Raw genomic sequence first — 25,456 nt, 5'->3', positions numbered from 1 at the left:
CATGTCGAACTCGGAAATGCCAAAACCAAGTTATTGTGGCAACACGCGGCGCGAGTTCCTGTGGAATGCCGGGGCGAAGTTTCCTGGCTTGGCGCTAACCTACATGCTGGCCAAGGATGGGTTTCTCGCCAACCAGGCGGTCGCTGCCGATGGTGTTTCGTCGTTCGATAATCCGCTGGCGGCCAAGCAGCCGATGTTTGAAGGCAAGGCCAAGAACGTCATCTTCCTGTTCATGTACGGCGGGCCGAGCCATATCGATACGTTCGACTACAAACCCAAGCTGTACGGCCTCGATGGCAAGACGGTTCCCGTCAAGACCAAGGGACGCGGTGGTGAAAAGAACGAAGGGCGAGTCGTTGGACCGAAGTGGAACTTCAAGCAGTATGGTCAGTCGGGGCAGTGGGTCTCGGACCTGTTTCCGAACCTCGCCACGTGCGTGGATGACATCGCCTTCTTGAAGTCGTGTCAGGCTGATTCGCCGATTCACGGCTCGGCCATGTTGATGATGAACTCCGGCCGTATTCTCAGCGGTTTCCCGACCCTCGGTTCGTGGGTTACCTACGGCCTGGGTACGGTCAATCAAAACCTGCCTGGGTACGTGGTCATGTTGGACCCGACCGGTGGTCCGATCAGTGGTGCCAAAAACTGGACGTGCGGCTTCATGCCGGCCAACTACCAAGGCACGATCTTCCGCAGCAAGGGGGCACCGATCATCGATCTGGCCACGCCGGAAGGGATGACCCGGGAAGCCCAGCGTCGTATTCTCGACGCGATGAAAGAGGCTAACCAGCAGCACTTCGCCTCGCGAGCCGACAATTCCGAGCTATCGGCTCGGATTCACAGCTATGAACTCGCTTACCGCATGCAGGAACATGCTCCGGAAGCGGTCGATCTCGAAACGGAATCGGAAGATACCAAGAAGCTGTACGGCATCGACAATCCACAAACGGAAGAATTCGGTCGTCGCTGCTTGTTGGCTCGACGCTTGGTCGAACGGGGCGTTCGCTTCGTTCAACTCTATTCCGGCGGTCACCACAACGACAACAACTGGGATGCTCACGGCGACCTGGAAAAGAACCATAATTACCACGCCGGTCGTACCGATAAGCCGATCGCGGGTCTGATCAAAGACCTCAAGCGAAAAGGGATGCTGGACGATACGCTGATCGTCTGGGGTGGTGAGTTCGGTCGTCAACCGACTGCCGAATATGAGAAGGGAACCGGTCGCGATCATAACTCGTACGGGTTCACCATGTGGATGGCAGGCGGCGGTATCAAGGGTGGTGTTTCTTACGGGGCCACCGATGAACTAGGGGCTTCCGCCGTCGAGAATCCCCTGCACGTCAAGCGAATTCATGCCACCATCCTGAATCAACTGGGACTCGATCCGAACCACCTGAGCTATTTCTACAGCGGCTTGGATCAGAAACTGGTCGGCGTGGAGCATACCGAACCGATCCACGAAGTCATATCGTAGATCTCGTTAGGACAACACGAAATACCCGTGAAAGCGTCTGGCTCACTGCGAGCGAGACGCTTTTTTGTTGCCCATTAAGTCGGGGTCGCGTCGTCTTGAAAACGGGGTAGAATACGGCAAGATGTGATGCGAGGCCTTCCTACCGACGAAGTGGTGCAGCGATGAGCAAGATCGATTTAAAAGGATTGGATATCGATGTCGAAGACGTACGCCGGAATATGGCCCCTTCGACCCTTTACGAAGAAGCCATCCGCGATGAGGAAGACGCCGCCATTGCCGATTCTGGGGCATTGATTGCCTACAGTGGCGAAAAAACGGGACGGTCCCCCAAAGACAAACGCGTCGTCGAAGCGGAACAATCGAAGGATGACGTGTGGTGGGGAGCGATCAACATTCCCATCGAAGACTATACCTACCGCATCAATCTCGAACGGGCTAAAGACTACCTCAATACCCGTAAAAAGCTCTACGTAATCGATGCATTCGCCGGATGGGATCCAAAGTACCGGTTGAAGATCCGGGTGATTTGCTCTCGCCCTTATCATGCGTTGTTCATGCATACGATGTTGATCCGGCCGACGGCCGAAGAACTGAAGAACTTCGGCGAGCCGGACGTGGTGATCTACAACGCTGGCCGCTTTCCGGCCAATCGCCACACGCCTGGGATGACCTCGAAGACCAGCGTGGACGTCAATCTGGAAGACCGCGAGATGGTGATTCTCGGCACGGAATATGCCGGGGAGATGAAGAAGGGGGTCTTCACGATGATGAACTACTACATGCCCAAGCAGGGTGTGTTGTCGATGCATTGCAGTGCGACCTGCGACCCAGATTCGAATCAAAGCAGTATTCTGTTCGGCCTTTCCGGTACCGGTAAGACGACCCTTTCGGCCGACCCGAAGCGGCTATTGATCGGCGATGACGAGCATTGCTGGAGCGACGACGGCGTCTTTAATATTGAAGGGGGGTGCTACGCCAAAGCGATCGACCTGACCCCGGACAACGAGCCTGAGATTTTCCAGGCGCTTCGTTTTGGGGCCGTGTTGGAGAACGTGGTCTACAACAAGGAAGACCATCATGTTGACTTCACCGATACCAGCATTACGCAGAACACGCGCGGGGCATATCCGATTGAATTCATTCGCAATGCCAAGATCCCGTGCATCGCTGGGCACCCGTCCGATGCGATCTTCCTGACCTGCGACGCGTTTGGCGTGCTTCCGCCGGTCAGCCGGCTGACGCCGGCTCAGGCCATGTACCACTTCATTTCGGGCTACACTGCCAAGATCGCCGGCACCGAAGTGGGCGTTACCGAGCCGCAAGCCACTTTCAGCCCATGCTTCGGAGGTCCCTTCCTGGTGTGGCATCCCGGCAAATATGCCGAGCTTCTGGCAGACAAGTTGAGGAAGCACAACACGAATGTCTGGCTCGTCAACACCGGCTGGACGGGCGGCGCGCACGGCGTTGGATCGCGGATCAAGCTGAAATACACCCGAGCCATTATCGACGCCATTCACAGTGGCGAGTTAGCCAGGGCGTCGACAGCGGTCGATCCCGTGTTTGGACTTCACGTGGTTCAGGAGTGTCCTGGGGTTCCCAGCGAGTTGCTCAACCCCAAGAGCACTTGGCAGGATCCGGCCCAGTACTTCGCGACGGCCTCGAAACTGGCGTCACTATTTATCGATAATTTTCAGAAGTACGCCTCGGGAGTAAGTGAAGAAGTACGTCAGGCAGGGCCTGTCACAGAAACTTCTGTCTAAAACCGGCTCGGCTCTGGGTGAATCTCGTCTCGATTCCGATTATGCTCATACATCGGCCTGCGCGGATTGAAACGTTTGGGCCCGTTGGCATCGCGAATCCCCCACCTGGAGATGAGACGGCATGACGACTCGAATCTTCCCTTGCCTGCTGCTTTTCTTATTGGTTTCAAGTTGCCTGGTTACGACTGCCCAGGCGGCCAATGCCAAGCGACCGAACTTTGTCTTCTTTCTGGTAGATGACCTGGGCTGGGCAGACCTGTCTTGCTATGGTAGCACTTTCCACGAGACCCCCAATATCGATGCGTTGGCCTCAAGTGGGATGAAATTCAACCAGGCATACACGGCATGCCCGGTGTGCTCGCCGACGCGGGCCTCGATTCTGACCGGCCGCCACCCGGTTCGTGTCGATGTGACCGACTGGATCCCTGGCAATGGAAACACGGGTAAGTTTCTTCAGGTCCATGACCGCGACGACCTGGCTCTCGAAGAAGTAACGATCGCCGAAGTGCTGAAAGGGAAGGGGTATCAGACCTTCTTCGCCGGCAAATGGCACTTGGGCGACGAAGGACATTGGCCCACTGATCAGGGGTTCGATACGAACATCGGCGGCAATCATAAGGGTTCCCCTCCTGGCGGCTATTATGCCCCTTGGAAAAATCCCACGCTTCAAGCGAAGAAGGATGGGGAATACCTGACCGAGCGTTTGACCGAGGAGTCGATTCATTTCCTGGAGACGCGCGACGCCGAAAAGCCCTTCTTGCTTTACCTCTGTTATTACAACGTCCACACCCCCATCACCCCCTACAAAAAGCGGGTGGAGCACTTCCAAGAGAAGGCCAAGGAGACCTTCGAGGGGAAGACCCCTACGATCGTCGAGCACAACGGACAGTCGCGGGCCCGACAGGATAATGCGGACTACGCCTCGATGGTTGCCGCGGTGGATCAGAGCGTGGGGGACATTCTCAATAAGCTCGAACAGTTGAAGCTGGACGACAACACGGTCGTCTGTTTCTTCTCCGATAACGGTGGTCTGTGCACGCTGCGTGGTCCTGGTCCCACGAGTAACTTACCGCTGCGAAGTGGCAAGGGTTGGTTGTACGAAGGAGGCGTGCGTAGCCCGATGATCGTACGAGCCCCCAGTGTGACCACGGCTGGAACCGTCTCGGAGGCACCGGTCGTGAGTACCGACTTCTTTCCAACGATGTTGGAACTGGCCGGCATGCCGCTGCAGCCCAAGCTACATGCCGACGGGCTGTCGATTCTTAACCTTTTAAAAGGAGAGAAATCGCCGGAAGCCCGTACACTTTATTGGCACTACCCCCACTACCATGGTTCGACCTGGACGCCGGGGGCTTCGATTCGTGATGGTGATTGGAAGTTGATCGAGTTTTACGAATATGACGAGGTCGAACTCTACAACCTGGCCAACGACCCCGGCGAACAGAACGACTTGAGCAAGTCGATGCCGGAAAAGACGACCGAGCTTCGCGAGAAGTTAAAGGCTTGGCAGAAGAAGATGAACGCCAAAATGCCACAACCGAACCCAAACTATCGCGGCGGCGCGAAATAGAACATTCCCCCTGGTTTGTGAAGGCTGCTAGCTGAGCTACAATCGAGCCCCAACATCCCGCCTGTTACTTAGCTATTCCACGTGAGATCACGCTACAAGGAACCTGGTTGATGCTGAATTCCAAGGTCATCGGACTCTCGGTGATGATGTTCCTCCAATTCTTCGTTTGGGGAGCATGGTACGTTACGGTTGGTAACTATATGAAGGCCCATGGTATGTTCGACCAAGTTGGTTGGGCTTATACCGTTGCCCCGATCGCAGCGATCCTTTCTCCATTCTTCCTAGGGTTCATCGCTGACCGCTATTTTGCAAGTGAGAAAGTCCTCGCAGTACTGCATCTCTTAGGTGCCGTTGCGATGTTCCTCGTTCCGACTGCGGCAAGCTATGGTCCGACCGCATTCATTCTGACTTTGTTGGTGCACACGCTTTGTTACATGCCGACCCTTGGGCTAACGAACACGCTTGCGTTCCACAATATTGAAGACCAGGAGAAGGAGTTCCCCGTCGTCCGTGTCTTCGGGACGATTGGCTGGATCGTTGCCAATATAACCGTGGGTACTGTATTTGGTGCCGACTACTCGGAAGTTCAGTTTTACATTACCGGTGTTGCTGGAGTCGTCCTGGGTTTATTCAGCTTTGCTTTACCGCATACGCCGCCACCATCCGCCGGACAGAAAGTTACGATTCGCGAGATTGCTGGTCTCGACACCCTTTCACTGCTGAAAGAGCGTTCCTTTCTCGTATTCATTCTCAGTTCATTTTTGATCTGTATCCCGCTCGCTGCATACTATGCGTTTGCCCCGGTTTATGCGGGTAAGGTTGGATTCTCGAGCCCAGCATCCGTCATGTCGTTCGGGCAAGGGTCCGAAATCATCTTCATGTTATTGATGCCCCTGTTTTTCTCTCGACTCGGTGTCAAGTGGATGTTATTCGTCGGCATGGCGGCTTGGGTTGTTCGGTATGGTCTCTTCGCTGCCGCTGACGACGGAAACATTTATGCGTTGGTGTTTCTGGGCATCTTGCTACATGGGATTTGCTACGACTTTTTCTTCGTTACGGGTTTCATCTATACCGACAAGAAGTGCACGAAAGAGATGCGTGGTCAGGCTCAGGGATTCCTGGTTCTGGTTACTCAGGGGCTTGGCTTAGGAATCGGCGCGCAATTAATGAACCGGCTGGTTGGTTACTACACACCGCAGGAAGCTAAGGAACTAGGTGCCGAGTCGGCAAAACTTGCCAAAGAAGCTTTTGCCATGACCGATGCTGAAGCTGCGAAACCCCTGTTTGAACAAGCTGACCAACTAGCAGCACAGGCGAGTGCTTTGATGAACTGGCAAATGATCTGGCTAATTCCATGTATTGCTGCCGCTGTCATCATGATTTTGTTTGGACTTCTCTTCAATGAGAAGGTTGACGCCTCGGATGAAGCGTCTGGCGACGCCGCCGATGAGGCTCCGGCGACCGAACCGTGACATTAAGCGCGAATCTTGGCATCAAATCGCTTTAAAAACGCCGCCACATGAACACGTGAGCGGCGTTTTTCGTAGGTGCGGGACACATTTCACCGTGCGTAAGTGCTTGTTCCTCAATGGGTTATCCTGCTCTTTGGGAAAATTCTGTGTGATTTGCTGAGATTTTCTAAAGCTCGCAGTTTGACACTCTTGAGACGTGACATAGGTTTCAGGTGTTCAGGGAGTGCACTGCACAACCTGGATGGCAACAGGATTCGTTGTCGGACATTACTCGTCTCATCTGGAACTCATCAACACCTAATTAGGGACTCGAGTTTCCTGGTGTGCGGGCAATGGTCTGCCGCCAATGTCCCCCGACAAAGGCAAACTGGTCGCGAGGCCAGGACGCAAAGCCAAGGACCACTTCATGGTGGTAGCCGGGCTGCCGAAGGGTTGACCAAGGACTTCATCGTCCACTTCCTGATGGCTGTGTATGGGACTGAGGCATTACTTTAGAGGACCGCATTCAACCGAGTTTTTGCAGACCAACGTGATGGAATCGTCATGGTTGAACAGCGGTAGTAAGCATCCTTAGTATTTTGCCGAATTAGGCAACGTTGGAGAATTCTCATGCAAGGTCTCATCCAGAAGGTACAGAACTTTCTCGTATCTGAAGACGGTCCCACCGCGGTTGAATATGCCGTGATGCTGGCTCTGATCGTCATCGTATGTCTGACCGCTATTCAAGCGATCGGTACCCAGGCGAACGCTACGTTCACCAAGATCGGTACGGACATGCAAACTGCCAACACCACTGGTGGTGCGGTATAAGACGCCTAACCAAACGACGCGTGTGCCGATTCGGCTCACGCGTTTTTTCATGAAACACTTGGAAAGCCCCGGGGCGCCCTATCACGGGGACCAACGGGGCTTTTCTCATTTTTCGGATTAGTTCGGTTGTAGCGGGATCAATGAATACCGCGCTGTGGAAACCTATTCCGGACAGGCAGAAATCGGCGAAAAAACGGACCTTAGTGGCCTCATGGCTGCCAGGATGAGCTACTGTTTTGTGCCGGAGCCTGCTGGCAGTGCTGCCGGAAACAAGTCGTGGTATCCCTTAAATTTGCGCATTTAGTGGTCGGCCTCGCATGAGACGCGCGAGGTGAGGAGAAAGTCATGGATCTTTTTGTAAGCTTGGCGGAAGCAATTGCGGAAAATTGGCCCGTTTGGGTCGTTACTTTTACCTTGATTCTGGCCGCTGTTATCGACGGTTTTGAATTGAAGGTTCCAAATTGGATCACCTTCCCCTTTGTTGCTAGCGGCTGGGTTTACAGCTTCTGCGCGTTTGGGTTGGAAGGACTGGGTTGGAGTTTGCTGGGCACCGTTGTCGGTCTGGTTCTGCTGCTTCCGGCCTATTCGATCGGTGGCATGGGCGCCGGCGACGTGAAGCTTCTGGCAGGCGTCGGAGCTTGGATGCACGGTACGCACACCTTCTATGCCTTCTGCATCTCGGCGATCGTCGGTGCGGTTCTGGCGGTCGGTATGGTTGCCGTTCGCAAGGCCTGGAAGAAGCACTCGAACAACGCTCGAATCATCCTGAACGAGATCATGACCATTCGTGATCCAAACCAGCTTTCGAGCATCGCAGCAGAGCGAAAGCCTACTATGCTGCTACTTCCTTACGGTATTCCGATCGCTATCGGAACCATTGGTTACTTCCTCTGGATGGGACTGCTTGTATGAGCCTGACACCTGCTGCATGCACAGACTGCGCAACCGAATCTGTTAAGGTAGGCGAAATGAAGAGGACTTTGCGTCCTCGACATTTCGGCCTTGATAAGGGATACCGATTATTCCGATTGAAACGATCAGGGGCAGCGGTAGTGGAGTTTGCCATTGTGGCTCCGCTGTTTTTCCTGCTGATTTTCGGAATGATCGAGTACGGTCGCATGGTGATGGTGCAGCAAGTGATAACCAACGCGTCACGCGAAGGGGCTCGCCGAGCTGTTTTGGACGGAGCGACTACCTCCGGGGTTGTCTCGGCGGTCAATGAATTCCTCGATTCGGCAGCCGTCGATAGTGGCGCTGCCGACGTCACTGTTTCTCCTGACCCGCCAGAGAACGCTGGGTTTGGCGGGGCCGTGACCGTAACCGTACAGATTCCGTTTTCCGAGGTCAGCTGGTTGCCGTCTCCCATGTACCTGGGATCGACAACCTTGGAAGCGAAGACCTCGATGCGGAGAGAAACCGTTCAATGATCGTTGATGCAATTTATTCCGATTGTTCGGGAATTGCCAAACGCATTGATCGTCCGACTCAGAACGTTACTTGTGAGCTTCTGACCTCGGCGTCCCGATGAAACCCCATACATCGCAATCGCGATGACAGGGGCCTGAGGAGCTAGCAGAAACCGGCAGGGAGGCTAGCTGAACTAAGGAAAAGCACATGCGTCCTAAATCACTGATTTTGATCATCATCGCACTCGGGTGCGGGCTCGTTGCCTCGATCGGCATCAGCCAGGTGCTCGAGCAGCAATCGGCTCAGCCGGTACCTCAAGTCGAAATGGAGAACATCTTCGTCGCGCTCGAGGACATCGACATCAACGAGCAGATCAAGCCCGAGATGATCAAGCTGGAGCCATGGCCAGCAGATAAAATTCCTGAAGGTGCGATTCGCGAGTTGGAGAACGTCGAAGACCGTCGTCCTCGTTCGCGTCTGTTCGCCGGCGAAGTCATTTTGGAAGGCAAGCTCTTTGGCTCGGACGAAGACCAGGGTGCCTCCAAGCTGATCCCGAAAGGGTATCGCGTTCACTCGGTTCGCGTGACCGCTGAAAGCTCGGCTTCCGGTTTGATTCTGCCCGGCGACCGCGTTGACGTGTTGGTTTATCTGCAAGTGATGAACCAGAACAAGCCAAGCCAAAAGAAGCAAATGACTCGCACGATTCTGACGAACTGCCGCGTCTTTGCTGTGAACGAACAAATTCATCGCGAAACCGATTCGCAGGGCAACTCGATTGCCGCCAAGACGGTCTCGCTGCTGGTGACCCCGAAGCAAGTCGAAATCCTCGTGCTTGCCTCGCGATTGGGAAGCTTGAGCTTGTCGCTGCGTCCACCAGATGAAACGGGTGACGACGAGTCGGGCACGACGGACGATGCCACCATCGCGGAGTTGCTGGGTATCACTGAGAATGCCGATCCCGACATGGACGATCAGCAGCCCAAGCAACCAGCTGTCGCTCAAGACAAAAAGCCATCAGGCGGTGGATTCCTCGATTTCCTGAAGAACTCGCAAGCCGCTCTCACATCGCCTACGGTTGGCGCCATGCCCGCCCCGCAGGAACCGGAATGGACGATGGATTTGCTCAGCCCGGATGGAGTGCGACGCTTTGAATTCGGCGAAAACGAAGAACTTCCAATGGAGGTGAGCCCCGGCTCGTCTTCAAGCCGATCGAGCACGATGCGAACGTCGATGCCAGCACCAATGCCGACTTTGCCGCCTGGCACGGTCGGAAAGCCATCGCAGCCAGTGGACCATGGTTCCGCGGACGGCGTGGATATGAAGCCCAGCGATAACGATAGTGACTCCATGCCAGCGGGGTCGGATACAGACTTTGGACCGGACGACGCCTAACACGTCCAGATTTTTCCACGGATTGGGAAATCGTAATTTCGGCGCAAGGAAGATCACGGATGATTACCAAGTACCGCTTCGCGCGACAGCTTGTCACGACCGCAGCTTTGATCATGCTGTCCGCACTAAGCGGAAGCGTTCAAGCTCAGAACGAGGCCCCCGGCGTCAACTTTCAGGTCGCCAATCCAAATCAGCGGTTGGAGATGATTGTTAACTCCAGCCGCATCTTTACCTTGGATGAGAAGATCCCCAAGGCTCAGGTCAACAACCCGGATCTCATTCGGTTGACGCCGCTGTCGCCGAACAAGATACAGGTCTCGGCCCTGAAGCCAGGCGTCACCCAAGTGAACCTGTGGGCGGAAGACGGCACGATCTTCACGGTTGACGTCATCGTCATCGGTGACGGCCGCGAACTGCAGATGCTTCTGGAAAGCGAATTTCCAAACGCATCCATCAAGGTTCGTCCGCTGGCCAGCAGCGTGGTGCTCTCAGGCTTTGTTGATCGACCTGACGCGATCAACCGCATCGTGCAGATGGCGGAAGACTATTACCCCAAAGTGATCAATAACATCACCGTGGGTGGCGTTCAGCAGGTCATGCTGAAGGTGAAGGTCTACGAAGTTTCGCGAACCAAACTCCGTACGATGGGCTTTGACTGGGCTGCGATCAGCGGGAACGATTACATCGTACAAAGCGTCAGCGGCATTATCTCCAGCGTCGCTCAAGGGGGCGGCACGATCGCCTCGACTGGTGCCGACACGGTTACCTTCGGCGTGATTGGCAATAACAGCTCGTTCTTTGGATTCGTCGAAGCACTGCGTCAGAACAACCTGGCCAAGTTGCTTTCCGAGCCAACCATCAACGCGATGAGCGGCCGTCCGGCCAGCTTCCTTTCCGGTGGTGAAGTGCCGATTCAGGTTGCTTCCGGTCTGGGTACGACTTCGATCGAGTTCAAGGAATTTGGTACCCGCGTCGACGTGGTTCCGATCGTCCTGGGCAATGGCAACATCCGTCTGGAAGTCCGCCCATTGGTCAGCGAAGTCGACTCCAGCCTGGCGGTCGATGGTACGCCTGGTTTCCGCACCCGTTGGGTCGACACGGCCGTCGAAATGAAGGCCGGTCAAACGTTTGCCCTGGCTGGTTTGATTCAGGAAAAGATCGAAACCGAAAACCGCGGTATTCCTTACCTGGCCGACATTCCCTGGGCCGGTGCCGCTTTCCGCCGCGTGCAGGATCGACGCAACGAAGTTGAGCTCCTGATCATCGTGACTCCAGAGTTGGTTGGTCCACTCAATCCAGGCGAAGAGCCATGTGCCATGCCAGGAACTTCAAGCGGTCCGCTCAACGATACCGAGCTGTACTGGCGAGGTTACATGGAAGTGCCTAACTGCGGTCCAGGATCGTACGAAACCGGCATGATCGGTCCATCGGGTCCTTCCGTGATCGAAGGAGAACTGATCGAGCCAGGCACCCCGCTGATGGAAGTTCCATCGCCAACCTCGGCCCCGGCACCGAAGTTCGAAACGAACACGCAGATGCGAGGTGTTCATACTCCTTCGGGACGACGAACGACTCCGGTATCGATTCAGCCAAACCCAGGCGTGCAACCTTCTTCCGGTCAATCGTCAACACCGGTTCAACCGACGGGGCCCATGCCCTCGATGATTGGTCCATCGGGCTATGATACGCTCGATTTTTAGCACGAACGCATATTTTGCGTACTAGAATTCCCTCAAAGCCCTGAGGGAATTCTTTTCGTATTGTTTCGTGTCGTGTCAGGAAAGTGCGTTTCGCTATGAGCAATGTATTACGAGTCGCCCTAGTCGATCCGAAGGACTCATCGCGAGAATCGTTAAAATCGACACTTCTCGGCATGGACATTGTATGGCTGGAAGCCGAGTGCTCGCGCTACGAATTCTTCGCCGACGTTGTCGGCCAGACGAATCCCGATATCGGTATCGTTGCGATCGACTCCGATCCTGAGAAAGCCATTCGTTTGATTCGTGAAGTGCACGAGAATACGCCTGAATGCAGCATCCTGGTCATCAGCGGTTCCAGCGACGGCCAGCTGATTCTCAAAGCGATGCGTGCCGGCGCGAAAGAGTTTCTCACGCAGCCGCTGGATATCGAAGATCTGGTGAGCGCCCTGGAACGCATTGGGCACCACCGCTTCGGTAAAGGTGAATCCAAGACTCGCGGCTGCAAGGTCATCACCGTATGTGGTGCGACCGGTGGCGTCGGCTCGACGAGCATGGCCGTCAACCTGGGCTGTATCCTTGCCGCTCAAGAAGGTAACAACGTCGCCCTGATCGACCTCGATCTGGCCCTGGGGGATAGCGATGTGTTCCTCGACACCATTCCCGATTACACGCTGCTGGACGTAGCACAAAACATCAAGCGACTCGACTTCAACTTGCTGAAGCGTTCGCTGACCCGTCATAGCAGCGGGCTTTACCTGTTGCCGCGCCCGGTACAATTGCAAGAAGAAGCTCCGATCAGCCCCGATGACTTGTCGCGAGTTATCGGTCTGATGAAAGCGACCTTCACCCATCTGATCATCGATACGTCGAAGTCGTACTCTTCGCTCGATATCGTGGCGATGCAGGAAGCGAACATCAACCTGATGACCATTCAACTGGACCTGCCGTGCCTGCGGAACGTGGTTCGTCTGATGATGAGCTTCAGCGAGATCGACGGGATGAAGGAAAAGACCAAAGTCATCGTCAACCGTGTCGGTTTGGATAATGGCGAGATCAGCCTGAAGAAGGCCCAGGAAACGATCGGTAGCGAGATCTACTGGCAGATTCCCAACGAGTACCGTGTGATGGTCGAAGTTCGCAACAACGGGGTGCCATTGATCGAGCAGGCTCCGCGGGCGGGGATCACCCAGGCCCTGATTGGTTTGGCTGAATCGCTTTCCGGCGATGGCACGAAGAAAAACGCCGGTGGAAAATCGGGAATTGGTCGATGGTTCGGCTTCCTCTCTTCGAAGGGGGAAAAGGCCGCAAAGCCGGAAGAATCGGAAGCCCAGGCAGCTGAATAATATCGCTGCATCAACACGCGTGGATTATCTCTTGCAATCCGCGAAGGTTATAGCGACCGCACATCCCGTGCGGTTTGCCAATTTCGTAAGTTCCTGCCTCTCGCGCAACTTTACGTGAGCTATGTTTTCAGGGACCGTAGCCTGGCGTTCGCTTAGCGCGGCCCCTGTCTCCTAGGGTAGCTCCGTCCAATGATCGACGATTTGCAACGAAGCGGTTGTCTCGATCAATCCTGTCGACTGGCTACTTCAAAGCGAGAAGTGTCACAGCGGTAAGAGAGTCCTTGGCAGCATTTCAGAAGACGAAGGAATCGGATCATGCGATCAGCGGCAACGGATCCTAAAGCATCGAACTCGAAACAAGCGGAATTCGAAAACCTCAAGCGTAAAATCCACGGGAAGCTTGTGGACAAGCTCGACCTTTCGAAGATCGGCGAGTTGGAAGGGGAAGTTCTGCGGCGAGAGATTCGCCTGGTGGTCGAACACCTGTGCGATACGGAAGAGACTCTGCTCAATCGCACCGAACGGGAACGTCTGATTGAAGAAGTTCTGGACGAAACGTTCGGCCTTGGTCCGCTGGAGTTGCTGCTGAAGGATCACGGGATCAGCGATATTCTGATCAACGGTCCGCACCAGATCTACTGCGAAAAGGGTGGCAAGCTCGAATTGAGCAGCGTCAAGTTTCGCGACAACGAACACCTCCTGCAAATTATTGACCGCATCGTATCGAAGGTAGGTCGGCGCGTCGACGAAACCTGCCCGATGGTCGACGCGCGTCTCCCCGACGGGTCGCGTTTTAACGCAATCATTCCGCCGCTTGCCCTTGATGGAGCGGCGGTTTCCATTCGTCGGTTCGGTTCCAACCCGCTGAAGTTGGAAGACCTTTTGAACTACAAAGCGTTCACGCCAGAAATGGTGATGCTGCTGGAAGGGGCCATCAAGGCTCGTTTGAACATCATCATCTCCGGGGGTACCGGTTCTGGTAAGACGACGCTTTTGAATACGCTGTCGAGCTTCATTAGCGGCGCCGAACGTATCGTGACGATCGAAGACGCGGCGGAACTTCAGCTGCAACAGGAACACGTCGTGCGGCTGGAAACACGCCCGCCAAACGTCGAAGGGAAGGGTGGCGTCACCGCGACCGACCTGGTGAAAAACGCCCTGCGTATGCGTCCTGAACGAATCATCATCGGTGAGTGTCGTGGTGCCGAAACGCTCGACATGCTACAGGCCATGAACACGGGTCACGAAGGTTCGATGACCACGATTCACTCCAATACGCCGCGTGACGCGATCGCCCGTATCGAAACGCTCATTTCGATGTCCGGCTTTGAATTGCCGGTCAAAGCGATGCGACAGCAGATCGCCAGCGCCGTCGACTTGATCATTCAGGCCAACCGTCTGCAAGGTGGTCCGCGACGCGTGACCCACATCACCGAAGTGATCGGGATGGAGCAGGAAACGGTCGTCATGCAAGACATTTATCGTTACGAGCAATCCGGAATTGATGAAACGGGCCGCGCACGTGGCCGCTTCATCTCGACCGGCGTTCGCCCCAACTTCATGGAACGTCTTGAATCGGCCGGCGTTCGCTTGCCGGCCAGTGCCTTCCGTGAACGTATGATGCTTGAAGACTAACCCAGTTACTGATTAGAGAAGCGATCATGTTGACGCTAATAGTACTCATTACGGTTTTCGTTGGTGTGGCCACCCTGGTCGGCGCGGTAGCGATTCTGTTTCGAGGGGAAGCCAACCCTGAGATCGAGAGTCGTCTCGAGATTCTGACCGGCAAGGGCAAAGCCGAAGGCGGCAAAGGAGAGCAGCAAGGGGGAGGCATCACCCGGCTCTCCGACGGCAACGATGGCGCCCTGGAAGAATTCATTTCGCGACACTTCAATCTTCGATTGTTCCTGGACCAGGCCGCCATGGAAACCTCCGTCTCCAACTTCATCATGCTGACCGCAGGGTTGGCGGGTGCTGGGGCCGTGGTCCCGTTCCTGTTGGGCTTGCCGTTCTACATCAGCCCGCTGCTGGCAATCATTCTGGGCGTCGGCCCCTTGGGCTACGTGTGGTTCAAGCGAGGCAAGCGTCTGGCCAAGTTCGGTAACCAACTGCCGGATGCCTTGGAACTGATCGCTCGTGCTTTGCGAGCCGGGCATAGCTTGGGTGCGGGTTTTCACCTGGTGAGCGAAGAAATGCTCGACCCGATCGGCGGCGAATTCCGCAAGGTGTTCGAATCGCAAAACCTGGGCGTGCCGTTGGAAGAAGCCATCGTCGACATGACCGAACGCGTTCCGAACCTCGACCTCAAGTTCTTCGGAACGGCCGTGATCCTGCAGCGTCAGACGGGTGGTGACCTGGCGGAAATTCTCGACAAGATCGGTCGACTCGTTCGTCAGCGTATGGAATTGTTTGGACAAATTCAGGCCCTTACCGGGGAAGGTCGAATCTCCGGCATCGTTTTGTTGGGTATGCCGCCGGCACTGTTCGCCGTGATGTGGTACCTCAACCCAACGTACGTGATGACACTGTTTACCGATCCCCTTGGTCAAAAAATGTTGGCCGGTGCCATCGTCATGCAATTGATTGGTGCCTGGGTGATTCAAAAGATTATCGATATCAAGGTGTAACCTAGCCATGTTTGATTCCGGTGCTAATGGCGTTCTGATCATTGCGGTAAGCGTATTCGGCTTGTTCGCGGCAGGGATCTATTTCCTCGCGGACATGTTGATGAAGGACAAAAGCCGTGCCGAAGACCGACTGGACGGGTTGAAAGACCCCTACCAGCGCGGCGGACGCAATGGCGAAAAGAGTTCCAAAGGAAACGCGCTGGGCAAAGTGCTGGAGAAGGCCACCCCTTCGCTGGCCAGGCCGCTGCAGCCAACCAACCAGAAAGACGCCCTGAAACTGAAGGACAAGCTCTCGCACGCTGGTTTTCGCAGCGAGGGTGCACCGACGACCTTTTTGGGTTTGAAGTTTGCCGGATTGATCGCCGGCCTGGTCTTGGGTGGTGGTACGTTCTTCGTGCTGGGCGACTTTTCGCTGTTCGGCATTTTGAAGGCCGCCCTTGTGCTTGGCTTCTTCTTCTATCTTCCAGAACTCGGTTTGTGGTATCTGGGCAAAACCCGCAAGGAACAGATCTTCCGTGGTCTACCTGACGCACTCGACTTGATGGTCGTTTGTGTTGAGGCTGGTCTTGGTCTCGATCAAGCCATGCGTCGCGTTGCCGAGGAAATGAAAAAGACCTACCGCGTGATCGCCGAAGAGTTCGGCATGTGCAACTTCCAGTTGCAGATGGGCCGCGCTCGCGTCGATGTTTTGCATGAACTCGGTCAAAGAACCGGCGTGGAAGACCTTCGCTCGCTCGCCGCGATCCTGATTCAGGCCGACAAGTTTGGTTCGAGTATCGCCCAGGCACTACGCGTGCAGAGTGATGCCATGCGAACCCGTCGCCGCCAGATCGCCGAAGAAAAGGCCGCCAAGACAGCCGTGAAGATGATCTTTCCACTGGTGTTCTTCATCTTCCCTGGCATCTTCGTCGTGCTCGTCGGACCAGCCGCGATCACGGTGATTCGCGAGATGCTACCAATGATGGCGGCCAACTCGTAGGCCTGAGTAGAGTTTAACGATTCTACGCGTCGTACGGGCCAGGCCTTCCGTTGTGTTGGCTTGGCCGTCTGATGGCCGATGGTTTCACTGAATGAACCATTGCGCCCTCGGTCAGCAGGGGCGCAACGACCCCCGAGACACCACGGAAGGCGGCCACGCATGAAGATCGGCACCCTCTTTACCCAATCCATTATGGCAACCTTGCTGTTCTGCTCCGTCAGTCAGGCGGGATGGAACGAGTTTTGGGATCGCGCCCACTTGGATTATGCCCGCAACAAATGCTGGCCATCTCCCTTTGTGGAACAAGACCGCGCTTCGGTCAACAACTACTACGCCCAAATGACGGCCACCGGCATTCGCCTGCAGAATACACTCAGCGATCATTACTTTGATCAAGAGAGCGGCGAACTCACCCGTGCTGGCATGATGAAGATTCGTTCGATCCTGACCAACGTCGAAGGTCGCCGCGATATTTTCGTAATGCAGGGATTTACCAGGCAGGAAACGGAAGCTCGAATCACTGCTGTCAAAGCTGGTTTGGCTGAAATGCTGGGCAATCCAGAAGCCGTGGCCATCTACGTGAGCCCTGATCAACCAACCGGCCGTGCTGCCGACTATATCGACGATATCTGGCGTCGCGAACGCTCCTCGATCCCCGCACCTCGCCTGCCAGCATTCGCCGAGCAGTAAGCTGAAACGACCGTCATCTCAGAGACCGCGGAAGCACTGCGCTCGTGGTTTGCGCAAATTGCTTGAGAAGCCAGGGCAAAATGCCGATGCAATGAATGGAGACTATTCATTGTGGGCACCCATTTGCTAGCGGGGTGCCTGCGGCCGACCCAACTCAGTGCATGGAGGCATAGGCCCAATTGGGCCCTGCAAGGGATCGATGCAAAAGAAAATCGCAATAAGCGTCTGGACCAACTGCGGACGCGACCTGATCTGCACAGGCCTGGCACTACAGGGTCTGTTTCTCGCACCTTCTTTCGGGCTTGGAGCGGATCGTCCAAAACCGATCCGTCAAGACAAGCCGATCGCTACCGATAGCAACGAAGGCAGCTCGTTTCGATTGATCCAGTTCACGGGTTCCGGCGAATCAGACGGCTCGGGTTCGATCAGCTCAGCTTTCAAGAAGGCTGGTGACTCGATCTCTGGCTTCTTCACATCCGAACCGCGACAGCCTCAGGTCGAAAATGACCCGATCAGCCTGTCGAGCATGCCGGACGAGATCAACGCCAATGTCTACCTGAGCGCTGCTCGGATGATGGAAAACAGCGGCAACTTCGAAGGTGCGGAACGTCAATACAAGTCGTGCCTGGAGAAATTCCCCAAAAGCCGCCTGGCCCAGATCAGCTACGCTCGTCTGCTGCATCGCACGCAGCGTCTGGACGAGTCGTTGGTGATCTACCAGATGGCCGACAAGGATCACCCGAAAGATCCGACGATTTGCAACGACATGGGATTGTGCCTGGCGCGTATGGGCCGCAAGGGCGAGGCGATGGCCAAGTTCCATCAAGCTACGCTGGGTGCCCCAGAAGATCCGCGATATCGCAACAACCTGGCCATGGTTCTGGTTGATGCCGGTCGGCCGGACGAAGCCCTTTCGCAGCTTGTTTATGCCCACGGCAAAGCCAAGGGACACTTCAACCTGGGCTTCTTGCTGTATCGCAAGGGAGACCATGATGGTGCCGTCGCCAACTTCGAGGCCGCTTTGCAACAGGACGCCAATCTGACGCAGGCCGCCGACATGCTGCAACGGATTCAAGGCAAGCAGATCGCCGGGCAAGACCCACGCACCGCTCCGATGCCCAAAACGAACACCATGTTCATTAGCGATCAACCTCGTCAGACAAAGTCTTCCCCGGTTGTGGTCCCATCGCAATCGTCGAAGATTCCACCCGCTCCGGAATCGGAGCCGCCGCGTCTTCTTCCACCGGTTCGCTAATCGGTCATGGCTCGCCAGTGGGCGATTGGGCTCGCTGGCATAGTTCGGCGAAGGTGTCCATGATGATGGGACCCACCTCATGGCTGCAGCTATTGATCTCGCCATACTGCGGCGCCCCTCGGCCGAATGCGTAGGGTGCCTCTCGGTCCCATTGTCTCTTAGGAATGATGTAGCCAATTTCGTCGTTGGCCAGACCTAGTAGCAGATAGGGTTCGTCCCCGATGAATCGGGTGATGTGGGGTTCGGGTGGTGCCTCGGGAAAGTCAACGTTCGCGTCCGCGGGGTTGGGGATCTTGCCAAAGACGAGTTCAGGGTAGAGTTCGCCGGGGATTCCGAGAAGTTTGACGTCTCCTAATTGAAGTAAGCTCACCTCGGTAATGGCAGCCGCTCGGTCAGGACGAAATTCCCGCGTGACGCGCTTGCCCCAACTTTCCGGCTGACCGGTCCACTCGTAGCTGACGCGGCGAATGACATTCAACGATCGAGCCAGGCGATAAAGGGGATTGTCGATCGGAATGGCAATTTCCTTGCGGAGGATGCGAAATGGGGTGAGATCGACAGGCTGACCTTTCTCCAGTGCCTCGGCCACCGCATCCGCGACCTCGTTGCCGTAGGCTTCGGCATACGCAAACGTCGTCAAGCGAACTGGCCAGCCTTTGTCATTGACAATGCCAGCGGCTGGCGGCGTCATGAGCCCGCCGATCGCCCCGCTGACGTAAACCGTTGGGCAATCGAAGTGTTGCTTCAGGCGTTTTTGGGTGTAGCAGGGAAAATCGGCGGTGATGGCCGTGTTTCGTGCTCCCAGCGATTCGGGGTGTGTCGTCCCTTGGACCAATAGTCCCAACGTCGATCCATCCATTTGGGAACGGAAACGCAGGACACGAATGGTTGGGTCGATAACGATGGGTTGACGTGTATCATGAACCAGGTCAGGTCGATCGATCGTGGCGAATTCAACGGTGACGGGTTGCTGAGATTGATCGAGTCGTTTGACCAGGTGCACGATCGTTTTCTCGACGTGCTGGTTGTACTGTTCGTCGACACCCCGTTTGATGAACGACTCGCCCCAGATGCCGATCGTATCTGGCCCTTCATGATTGTGCGTGCTACAGATGACCACGAAATCGATTTCGGGCAGTTGCTCTCGAATGGCGATCGTGGATGGGTAAGACCAGCCGATCAGGTCCAAACTGACAAGGGCAATCTTGGTTTGCCCGTCTGAAAGAAGCATGCCGCGAGCAAAGAGGGGATCGTGAACGCTTGTGGCGGCCCGTCCAGGATAATAGCCAGCCATCCAGACCGCTTGCGGGGCTTGAACGTCCGGCGTGATCTCGGCGCTGCCGATCGAAAAGTGGAGGTTCTCCGCCAACAGTGCTGGGCAAAGCCAGTAGTTTCCGATTCCCAGGAAAAGGATGGCGAGCGTTACGGAGAAAAATCGCACGAGTGGCCGTATCCCTAAGTTAGCGAGAAAAAATCTCAAATTGCCGTGTCCGACCAGTGGTTTTACTCTGGCATCCACAGGCGAAGAATTCAAGTCCTAATCCCATTGTCGGTGTCAAGGTGTCTCGTAAGTTGCGCGGAATAAGCCACAATATGGGAATGTAGACGACCAAGATGGCATCTGTTATTTTTGGCGATTATGGACAGCACCGGATCAGAACTGCCGACGAGCGCTTGGAAATCCGAAGAAGAGCTTATCGAAGCTCTTCAGCGGCAAGAGGACGACGCGTACGAATACTTGGTTCGTGCGTATAGCGGTCGTATGCTGGTGGTAGCGAAACGTTTCCTGGGACAAGACCAGGATGCCCAGGACGCGGTGCAAGATGCGTTTCTGTCCGCGTTTAAGGCAATCGAAAACTTCGAGGGAAACGCGAAGCTTTCCACCTGGCTGCATCGAATTGTGGTCAACGCGTGCCTGATGAAGCTGCGCACCAAGAAGCGGAAACCCGAAAAGCCGGTCGAGGATTTGCTCCCTCACTTCGTTTCCGACGGGCATCGCGATCGGGCGGAACCTTCGTGGGCGATTACCTTTGACACGGCTGTCCAAAGTCGCGAGACACGGGACTTGGTTCGCCAAAAAATTGAAGAATTGCCGGAAAGTTATCGAACCGTTTTGCTGCTTCGTGACATCGAACAATTAAGTACCGAGGAAACCGCGGCCCGACTCGACATGAGTGTTTCAGCCGTCAAGACGCGGCTGCATCGTGCCCGGCAAGCACTAAAAACTCTGTTGGATCCGCACATGAATGGCGGATACTAACGATGAAACTGACCTGCAAGGAACTATACGAATTCATGGGTGATTACCTCGAAGGTAATTTGCCCGACGATGTGATGTGCGTCATGAAAACGCACCTCTCACGTTGTCCGTGTTGTGAGCACTACCTGGAAAACTACCGGACGGCGCTACGTCTAGGGGTTTCGTGCTGCAAAGAATACGCAGAGGACGAAGTTCCCGCGTCTGTTCCGGAGCCGCTGATTCAGGCCATTCTCGAGGCCCGAAAAAAGAGATAGCGGAGCCTTACCGGGGAAGATCCCGCTACTGGTTGGTCTCTGCCATAGGCTGAACGGGGTTCGGCTTACGAACTGCCCATCTTACGAATAACGGCGACCACCACCCAGACGATCAAGCCGATCGGGATCGGTGCACCGTAGTACCACGGAACAGGTACCTTTTTCGTCGTCCGACCGAAGCGATCTGTTTCGGATGCGAAAAAGACGCCGCAATGCGGGCAGTTGTCACCAGCGCCGATGTTGCCGTCGATTCGCTTATGACAATTGCTGCACTCTTTGTACTCTTCCCACTGCGGCTGCATGCTTGGGCCACCCATGGGCGCATTCATGCGTGCCAGTTGTTCCTGGCGTTGCTGTTCACGCCGCTGGTTTTCCCGTTGAATTCGTTCTTCTTCCTCACGCTGACGGCGCTGCGCTTCCTCTTCGCGTTTGCGCTGCGCTTCTTCCATGGCGCGACGAGCTTCGGCCTGTTGCTTTTCGATCTCGCGACGATTTCGTTCGTGTTCTTCCTGCTGGCGCTTGGCGAAGTCATCCATCGCCGGCGGAGCATAGGCTGGCGGCGCGGCAACTTGATTGCCCATGCGTGGGTCGTAGGGGGCACTACCTCCAGCGATCTCGCCGGAACCACCGCCACCGGCAGGCGGGGGAGGAATCTGACTTTCCTCACCGCGGGCTTCCAGTTCAGTGCGCAAGTAGACTTGGTCTTCGTCGCTCAGATCATAAAACGAAACCTTGTGAGCCGTTCGGCCTTGCAGCAAGACTACCTGACCCTCGAACATCCGGACGTACTTGGCCTTGATCTCGTTGTCCTGATTGTCTTTCCACTGGCGATAGTCAAACAGATCGCTCTTGCGACGACGCCGAGACGGGGAGTCCTCTTTTTCCATCTCTTCTTTTTGCGAATCGATGTACTTTTGATCTTCGTCGCTGAATCGTTCAATCGGAATGGTGAACGTTTGCCCGTTCGACTTGATCTTCACCTTGCCATCGCTGGTGACTTCTTCCAACGACCCGGAAAGAGTCTTGCCCGACGAGTCGGTCCAGGTGCGGACTTCCGCCGCCATGACGCTGGAAAGAAGGCAGGCGAAAACAAAGAGTGAGATGGCGTTCGTGCTGGCTTTCATAGCAAGCTCCCACCGTAAGCTGGATGAATCACCGTCGCAGCAATCTTGCGCGGTGTATGTCTAAACGGAACGTTCAAGGAGGAAGCCCTTATCAGGTTCCCGTGATCACTCAGGAATTCTCAAATGGCAACCACGTGATATCCACCCAATTCCTGAGAGGTGCAACTACCCGATAGAGGTATCAAGATGATACAAATATCAGTGGTCTGATGTCAAATGTAAAATGTGGTTCTGTGGACTAAAATTAACCTCAACTACTTTCTCTTGGGGGGAAGCCGTAGGATGGGGAAAAGGAACAGGAAATCCAGTGCAAGCGCATGCACATTCATGAGGGCTTTATGTCAATTCGCAACGAGTATCCCGCTTATCTTGCCAATCAGCCAGTGACCCCCAACTTCGATTTAAACGTCGAGGATAAGTTCCGTCAAAGCATCGCCACCAGGGTGCCTCTCGCGGACGCTGGGTTGATGGAAAAGGCGATTGCCGCTGCCGATCAGGCAGCGCCGGCAATGGCCCAGTTGCCGTCGTATCACCGCCAGGCGGTTCTCAACCATTGCGTTCAGCGTTTTCAGCAGCGTAGCGAAGAACTCGCCGAGGCCCTTTGCGTGGAGGCAGGCAAGCCCATCGGAGACAGTCGCGGAGAAGTGACGCGGCTGATCGATACGTTCCGTGTCGCCGCGGAAGAGTCGACCCGGATGCTGGGCGAGGTCATGCCGTTGGATATCAGCCCCAGGGCCGCAGGATATCGCGGCATGTGGAAACGTGTGCCGATCGGGCCATGCGCATTTATCACCCCTTTCAACTTTCCGTTGAACCTGGTGGCTCACAAGGTCGCGCCTGCTCTGGCGGTCGGCTGCCCGTTCGTCTTGAAGCCGGCCAGTAAGACGCCCATCGGAGCGCTGCTGGTGGGTGAGATCTTGGCAGAGACTGATCTGCCGGAAGGGGCGTTCTCGATTCTCCCGGCCAGCCGCGACGCCGCCAACTTGCTAGTCACCGACGATCGGCTCAAAAAGCTGAGTTTCACGGGTTCGCAAGACGTCGGTTGGGGCCTCAAGGCTAAAGCTGGCAAGAAGAAGGTCACGCTCGAACTGGGTGGTAACGCGGCTTGCATTGTCGATGAAGGGACCAACCTGGAAGACGCCGTGCAGCGAATTGTCTTCGGGGCGTTTTACCAATCAGGGCAAAGCTGCGTGAGCGTTCAACGCGTCTTGATCCACCGCAGCGTCTACGACGCCACGGTGAAACTATTGTGCGACCGAGTCTCGAAGTTGAAAGTGGGAGATCCGATGGATAAGGAAACGTTCGTCGGTCCCATCATTTCGTCGTCGGATGCCGAAAGGATCGAAGCCTGGATTGAGTCCGCCAAGAAGGCCGGTGCCAAAGTACTGGTCGGAGGTACCCGTGATGGCATCCTGGTGCAGCCAACACTATTGGCCGATGTCCCTCAGAGCGAAGCCGTTTGCGCTAAGGAGGTCTTCGGACCAGTCGCCGTGGTGGCTCCCTTCAATACCTTCGACGAAGCTTTGGCGATGGCCAACGACAGCGATTTCGGATTACAGGTTGGTATCTTCACCCGCGACATTCAAAAGATCATGAAGGCCTGGGACACGATGGACGTTGGCGGCGTGATCATCGGTGACGTTCCTTCGTGGCGTGTCGATCACATGCCCTACGGGGGCGTCAAAGAGAGTGGCATCGGCCGAGAAGGGGTTCGGTTTGCCATGCATGACATGACCGAGATTCGCAATCTGGTCATCCGCTCGGTGCCAGATTAATCTGGAACTCAATTTTGGGAATTTCCCCCTGAATCTCTTAATTTGAGAGGGCGTACGCCTTATGATGGGCACAAAGGCGATATCTCGGGCCATTTAATCTAAAGTAATGCGCTCAATTCGGTTCGCCTGACTTCCCACCCACCTATCCCACCTCAAGGAACTCTCATGACCAAGCCCAGGTTCAATCGCCGTTCGTTCCTGAAGTCTTCCAGCGCGACCGCCGCCGCAGCATTAGCACTGGGACCTGTCTTGCATGTCAGCGGGCAAGAGACGGCTACTAGCGAGAAATTGAACATCGGAATCATTGGCGCTGGCGGACGAGGCTCCGCTAACACGGGTGGCGTCGCTGGCGAGAACATCTACACCCTGTGCGATACCAATCCCGAGGTTCTGGAAAAAGCCAAGTCGCGTTATCCTCAGGCCAAAACATGCAGCGACTGGCGGGAAGTGATTGCCGACAAACAAGTCGATGCCGTCGTCGTCAGTACGGCAGACCATCACCATGCTTTGGCTTCGATCGCCGCGATGAAGGCCGGTAAGCATGTCTACTGCGAGAAGCCTTTGGCTCACACAGTCGAAGAAGCCCGGCAGATGCAAAACGTCTACGCGGAAAAGAAGGGCTCGCTGGCAACCCAGATGGGAACGCAGATTCACGCGACCGAGAACTATCGACGCGTCGTGGAACTGATTGCCGCTGGGGCGATTGGTCCGGTCACCGAAGCTCATGTGTGGTGTAGCCGGACGATCAATCCAGTTGCTCCCGCGGTTCTGCCGGAAGAACCGATTCCCGAGGGCTTCAACTGGGAAACCTGGCTCGGACCTGCCGAGATGCGTCCCTACAACGGGGCGTATTGGAAAGGTGGCAACCTGAATTGGAATCGCCGCTGGGAGTTTGGCAACGGCGTGCTGGGTGATATGGGGAGCCACCTGATCGATCTTCCGTTCTGGGCGCTGAATCTGAAGTACCCGACGTCGATCCAATCAGAAGGCCCCGCAGCCGATCCGATCGCGTGTCCTCCCTGGCAGGTCGTTACCTGGCAGCATCCGGCCCGCGAGGGGAATGCTAATTGGACCAAACCGACGAAGGTTCTGTGGTATCACGGTCCGGAAGGGATGAAGCGTCGCAGCGAGTATCTGCAACCGTTGGTAGGTAGTGATACTGATATCAGCAAATGGGGCATCGGTGTCGCTTTCGTTGGCGAGTCTGGAATTCTGGTGGCCGACTACGGCAAGCTGGTCTTGTCGCCAGGCGAAAAGTTCAAAGACTACGCAGCCCCTGAGAATCGAATCCTGCCCAGCAAAGGTCACTATGCGGAATGGCTTCACGCGGCCAAGACCGGCGGCGAGTCCCTTTGCAACTTCAGCTACTCCGGGCCACTGATCGAGCATAACCTTCTCGGAAACGTCGCCCATCGGGCAGGAAAGAAGCTGGAGTGGGATGCTGAAAATTTTCAGATTACCAATGCTCCGGAGGCTGCCAAGCTGCTGACGAAATCGTATCGTGAAGGTTGGAGCATCTAGCGACGACACCTTGAAACAAACCGACAACCTACAAACCTAT

20 protein-coding genes and 1 riboswitch are annotated in these 25,456 nt (G+C 55.5%); of the genes, 18 read left to right on the top strand and 2 right to left on the bottom strand.

From position 1 onward, the window contains the following. The first annotated feature begins 1 nt into the window (after nucleotide 1). From Pan97_RS15120 to Pan97_RS15050, 15 genes are all read left to right on the top strand, one after another. Nucleotides 2-1,477, top strand: a complete 1,476-nt coding sequence (locus Pan97_RS15120; protein ID WP_144973919.1) for a DUF1501 domain-containing protein — start codon at nucleotides 2-4, stop codon at nucleotides 1,475-1,477. A 161-nt stretch (nucleotides 1,478-1,638) separates the two neighbouring features. Continuing rightward, entirely contained in the window at nucleotides 1,639-3,237 is a 1,599-nt protein-coding gene (gene pckA, locus Pan97_RS15115) for a phosphoenolpyruvate carboxykinase (ATP) (protein WP_144973917.1), read from the top strand. Between the two features lie 121 nt (nucleotides 3,238-3,358). After that, nucleotides 3,359-4,807 (top strand): sulfatase, encoded by a 1,449-nt coding sequence (locus Pan97_RS15110; protein ID WP_144973915.1) that lies wholly within the window; start codon nucleotides 3,359-3,361, stop codon nucleotides 4,805-4,807. A 110-nt stretch (nucleotides 4,808-4,917) separates the two neighbouring features. Further along, nucleotides 4,918-6,279: a nucleoside permease gene (locus Pan97_RS15105; RefSeq protein WP_144973913.1), complete on the top strand. Its 1,362-nt coding sequence runs from the start codon at nucleotides 4,918-4,920 to the stop codon at nucleotides 6,277-6,279. A 351-nt stretch (nucleotides 6,280-6,630) separates the two neighbouring features. Next, nucleotides 6,631-6,708: riboswitch (cyclic di-GMP riboswitch) on the top strand. Between the two features lie 180 nt (nucleotides 6,709-6,888). After that, nucleotides 6,889-7,089, top strand: coding sequence for a Flp family type IVb pilin (locus tag Pan97_RS15100; RefSeq protein WP_105359717.1), 201 nt, complete (start codon nucleotides 6,889-6,891; stop codon nucleotides 7,087-7,089). 345 nt (nucleotides 7,090-7,434) lie between these two features. Continuing rightward, nucleotides 7,435-8,001, top strand: a complete 567-nt coding sequence (locus tag Pan97_RS15095) for an A24 family peptidase (RefSeq protein WP_144973911.1) — start codon at nucleotides 7,435-7,437, stop codon at nucleotides 7,999-8,001. Between the two features lie 140 nt (nucleotides 8,002-8,141). After that, complete coding sequence (locus Pan97_RS15090) at nucleotides 8,142-8,516, top strand: TadE/TadG family type IV pilus assembly protein (RefSeq protein ID WP_196782111.1); 375 nt, start codon at nucleotides 8,142-8,144, stop codon at nucleotides 8,514-8,516. Nucleotides 8,517-8,703: 187 nt separating this feature from the next. Next, on the top strand, nucleotides 8,704-9,888 hold the full coding sequence (gene cpaB / locus Pan97_RS15085) for a Flp pilus assembly protein CpaB (protein WP_144973906.1): 1,185 nt from the start codon (nucleotides 8,704-8,706) through the stop codon (nucleotides 9,886-9,888). A 59-nt stretch (nucleotides 9,889-9,947) separates the two neighbouring features. Next, nucleotides 9,948-11,588 (top strand): type II and III secretion system protein family protein, encoded by a 1,641-nt coding sequence (locus tag Pan97_RS15080; protein ID WP_144973904.1) that lies wholly within the window; start codon nucleotides 9,948-9,950, stop codon nucleotides 11,586-11,588. Between the two features lie 95 nt (nucleotides 11,589-11,683). Continuing rightward, a complete protein-coding gene (locus Pan97_RS15075; RefSeq protein ID WP_144973903.1) occupies nucleotides 11,684-12,931 on the top strand; it encodes a nucleotide-binding protein in 1,248 nt (415 codons plus the stop codon). Nucleotides 12,932-13,246: 315 nt separating this feature from the next. Beyond that, a complete protein-coding gene (locus Pan97_RS15070; RefSeq protein WP_144973901.1) occupies nucleotides 13,247-14,566 on the top strand; it encodes a CpaF family protein in 1,320 nt (439 codons plus the stop codon). 26 nt (nucleotides 14,567-14,592) lie between these two features. Next, nucleotides 14,593-15,558: a type II secretion system F family protein gene (locus Pan97_RS15065; RefSeq protein WP_144973900.1), complete on the top strand. Its 966-nt coding sequence runs from the start codon at nucleotides 14,593-14,595 to the stop codon at nucleotides 15,556-15,558. A 7-nt stretch (nucleotides 15,559-15,565) separates the two neighbouring features. Beyond that, nucleotides 15,566-16,537 carry a type II secretion system F family protein gene (locus Pan97_RS15060; RefSeq protein WP_165698776.1) on the top strand — a complete coding sequence of 324 codons (972 nt, stop codon included), beginning with the start codon at nucleotides 15,566-15,568 and terminating at the stop codon, nucleotides 16,535-16,537. A 159-nt stretch (nucleotides 16,538-16,696) separates the two neighbouring features. Continuing rightward, nucleotides 16,697-17,227 carry a hypothetical protein gene (locus Pan97_RS15055; RefSeq protein ID WP_144973898.1) on the top strand — a complete coding sequence of 177 codons (531 nt, stop codon included), beginning with the start codon at nucleotides 16,697-16,699 and terminating at the stop codon, nucleotides 17,225-17,227. 199 nt (nucleotides 17,228-17,426) lie between these two features. Beyond that, the gene (locus Pan97_RS15050; protein ID WP_144973896.1) at nucleotides 17,427-18,482 is read left to right on the top strand and encodes a tetratricopeptide repeat protein; all 1,056 of its coding nucleotides are present in this window, start codon (nucleotides 17,427-17,429) and stop codon (nucleotides 18,480-18,482) included. A 4-nt stretch (nucleotides 18,483-18,486) separates the two neighbouring features. On the opposite strand, the gene Pan97_RS15045 is transcribed toward Pan97_RS15050, so the two are convergent. Beyond that, nucleotides 18,487-19,923 carry a hypothetical protein gene (locus Pan97_RS15045; protein ID WP_144973894.1) on the bottom strand — a complete coding sequence of 479 codons (1,437 nt, stop codon included), beginning with the start codon at nucleotides 19,921-19,923 and terminating at the stop codon, nucleotides 18,487-18,489. A 198-nt stretch (nucleotides 19,924-20,121) separates the two neighbouring features. Here Pan97_RS15045 and Pan97_RS15040 point away from each other — a divergent pair, with 198 nt between their 5' ends. Continuing rightward, complete coding sequence (locus tag Pan97_RS15040) at nucleotides 20,122-20,742, top strand: RNA polymerase sigma factor (RefSeq protein WP_144973892.1); 621 nt, start codon at nucleotides 20,122-20,124, stop codon at nucleotides 20,740-20,742. Between the two features lie 319 nt (nucleotides 20,743-21,061). Here the strand turns inward: Pan97_RS15040 and Pan97_RS15035 are convergent, their stop codons facing one another. Further along, nucleotides 21,062-22,120, bottom strand: coding sequence for an SHD1 domain-containing protein (locus Pan97_RS15035; RefSeq protein WP_144973890.1), 1,059 nt, complete (start codon nucleotides 22,118-22,120; stop codon nucleotides 21,062-21,064). Between the two features lie 338 nt (nucleotides 22,121-22,458). Between Pan97_RS15035 and Pan97_RS15030 the strand changes: the two genes are divergently transcribed. Next, nucleotides 22,459-23,895 (top strand): aldehyde dehydrogenase family protein, encoded by a 1,437-nt coding sequence (locus tag Pan97_RS15030; protein WP_144973888.1) that lies wholly within the window; start codon nucleotides 22,459-22,461, stop codon nucleotides 23,893-23,895. Nucleotides 23,896-24,060: 165 nt separating this feature from the next. Further along, a complete protein-coding gene (locus Pan97_RS15025; protein ID WP_144973886.1) occupies nucleotides 24,061-25,416 on the top strand; it encodes a Gfo/Idh/MocA family oxidoreductase in 1,356 nt (451 codons plus the stop codon). Nucleotides 25,417-25,456 lie beyond the last annotated feature (40 nt).

Origin of the sequence: Bremerella volcania, assembly GCF_007748115.1 — a bacterium.
Lineage (GTDB): Bacteria > Planctomycetota > Planctomycetia > Pirellulales > Pirellulaceae > Bremerella > Bremerella volcania.
Note: the sequence above shows the minus strand (reverse complement) of the source record. Positions and strands in the feature narration are given on the sequence as shown.

Coding starts and splice junctions, on each gene's coding strand:
- Pan97_RS15120 (WP_144973919.1), top strand. CDS start 2: ATGTCGAACTCGGAAATGCCAAAACCAAGTTATTGTGGCAACACGCGG.
- pckA (WP_144973917.1), top strand. CDS start 1,639: ATGAGCAAGATCGATTTAAAAGGATTGGATATCGATGTCGAAGACGTA.
- Pan97_RS15110 (WP_144973915.1), top strand. CDS start 3,359: ATGACGACTCGAATCTTCCCTTGCCTGCTGCTTTTCTTATTGGTTTCA.
- Pan97_RS15105 (WP_144973913.1), top strand. CDS start 4,918: ATGCTGAATTCCAAGGTCATCGGACTCTCGGTGATGATGTTCCTCCAA.
- Pan97_RS15100 (WP_105359717.1), top strand. CDS start 6,889: ATGCAAGGTCTCATCCAGAAGGTACAGAACTTTCTCGTATCTGAAGAC.
- Pan97_RS15095 (WP_144973911.1), top strand. CDS start 7,435: ATGGATCTTTTTGTAAGCTTGGCGGAAGCAATTGCGGAAAATTGGCCC.
- cpaB (WP_144973906.1), top strand. CDS start 8,704: ATGCGTCCTAAATCACTGATTTTGATCATCATCGCACTCGGGTGCGGG.
- Pan97_RS15080 (WP_144973904.1), top strand. CDS start 9,948: ATGATTACCAAGTACCGCTTCGCGCGACAGCTTGTCACGACCGCAGCT.
- Pan97_RS15075 (WP_144973903.1), top strand. CDS start 11,684: ATGAGCAATGTATTACGAGTCGCCCTAGTCGATCCGAAGGACTCATCG.
- Pan97_RS15070 (WP_144973901.1), top strand. CDS start 13,247: ATGCGATCAGCGGCAACGGATCCTAAAGCATCGAACTCGAAACAAGCG.
- Pan97_RS15065 (WP_144973900.1), top strand. CDS start 14,593: ATGTTGACGCTAATAGTACTCATTACGGTTTTCGTTGGTGTGGCCACC.
- Pan97_RS15060 (WP_165698776.1), top strand. CDS start 15,566: ATGTTTGATTCCGGTGCTAATGGCGTTCTGATCATTGCGGTAAGCGTA.
- Pan97_RS15055 (WP_144973898.1), top strand. CDS start 16,697: ATGAAGATCGGCACCCTCTTTACCCAATCCATTATGGCAACCTTGCTG.
- Pan97_RS15050 (WP_144973896.1), top strand. CDS start 17,427: ATGCAAAAGAAAATCGCAATAAGCGTCTGGACCAACTGCGGACGCGAC.
- Pan97_RS15040 (WP_144973892.1), top strand. CDS start 20,122: ATGGACAGCACCGGATCAGAACTGCCGACGAGCGCTTGGAAATCCGAA.
- Pan97_RS15035 (WP_144973890.1), bottom strand. CDS start 22,120: ATGAAAGCCAGCACGAACGCCATCTCACTCTTTGTTTTCGCCTGCCTT.
- Pan97_RS15030 (WP_144973888.1), top strand. CDS start 22,459: ATGTCAATTCGCAACGAGTATCCCGCTTATCTTGCCAATCAGCCAGTG.
- Pan97_RS15025 (WP_144973886.1), top strand. CDS start 24,061: ATGACCAAGCCCAGGTTCAATCGCCGTTCGTTCCTGAAGTCTTCCAGC.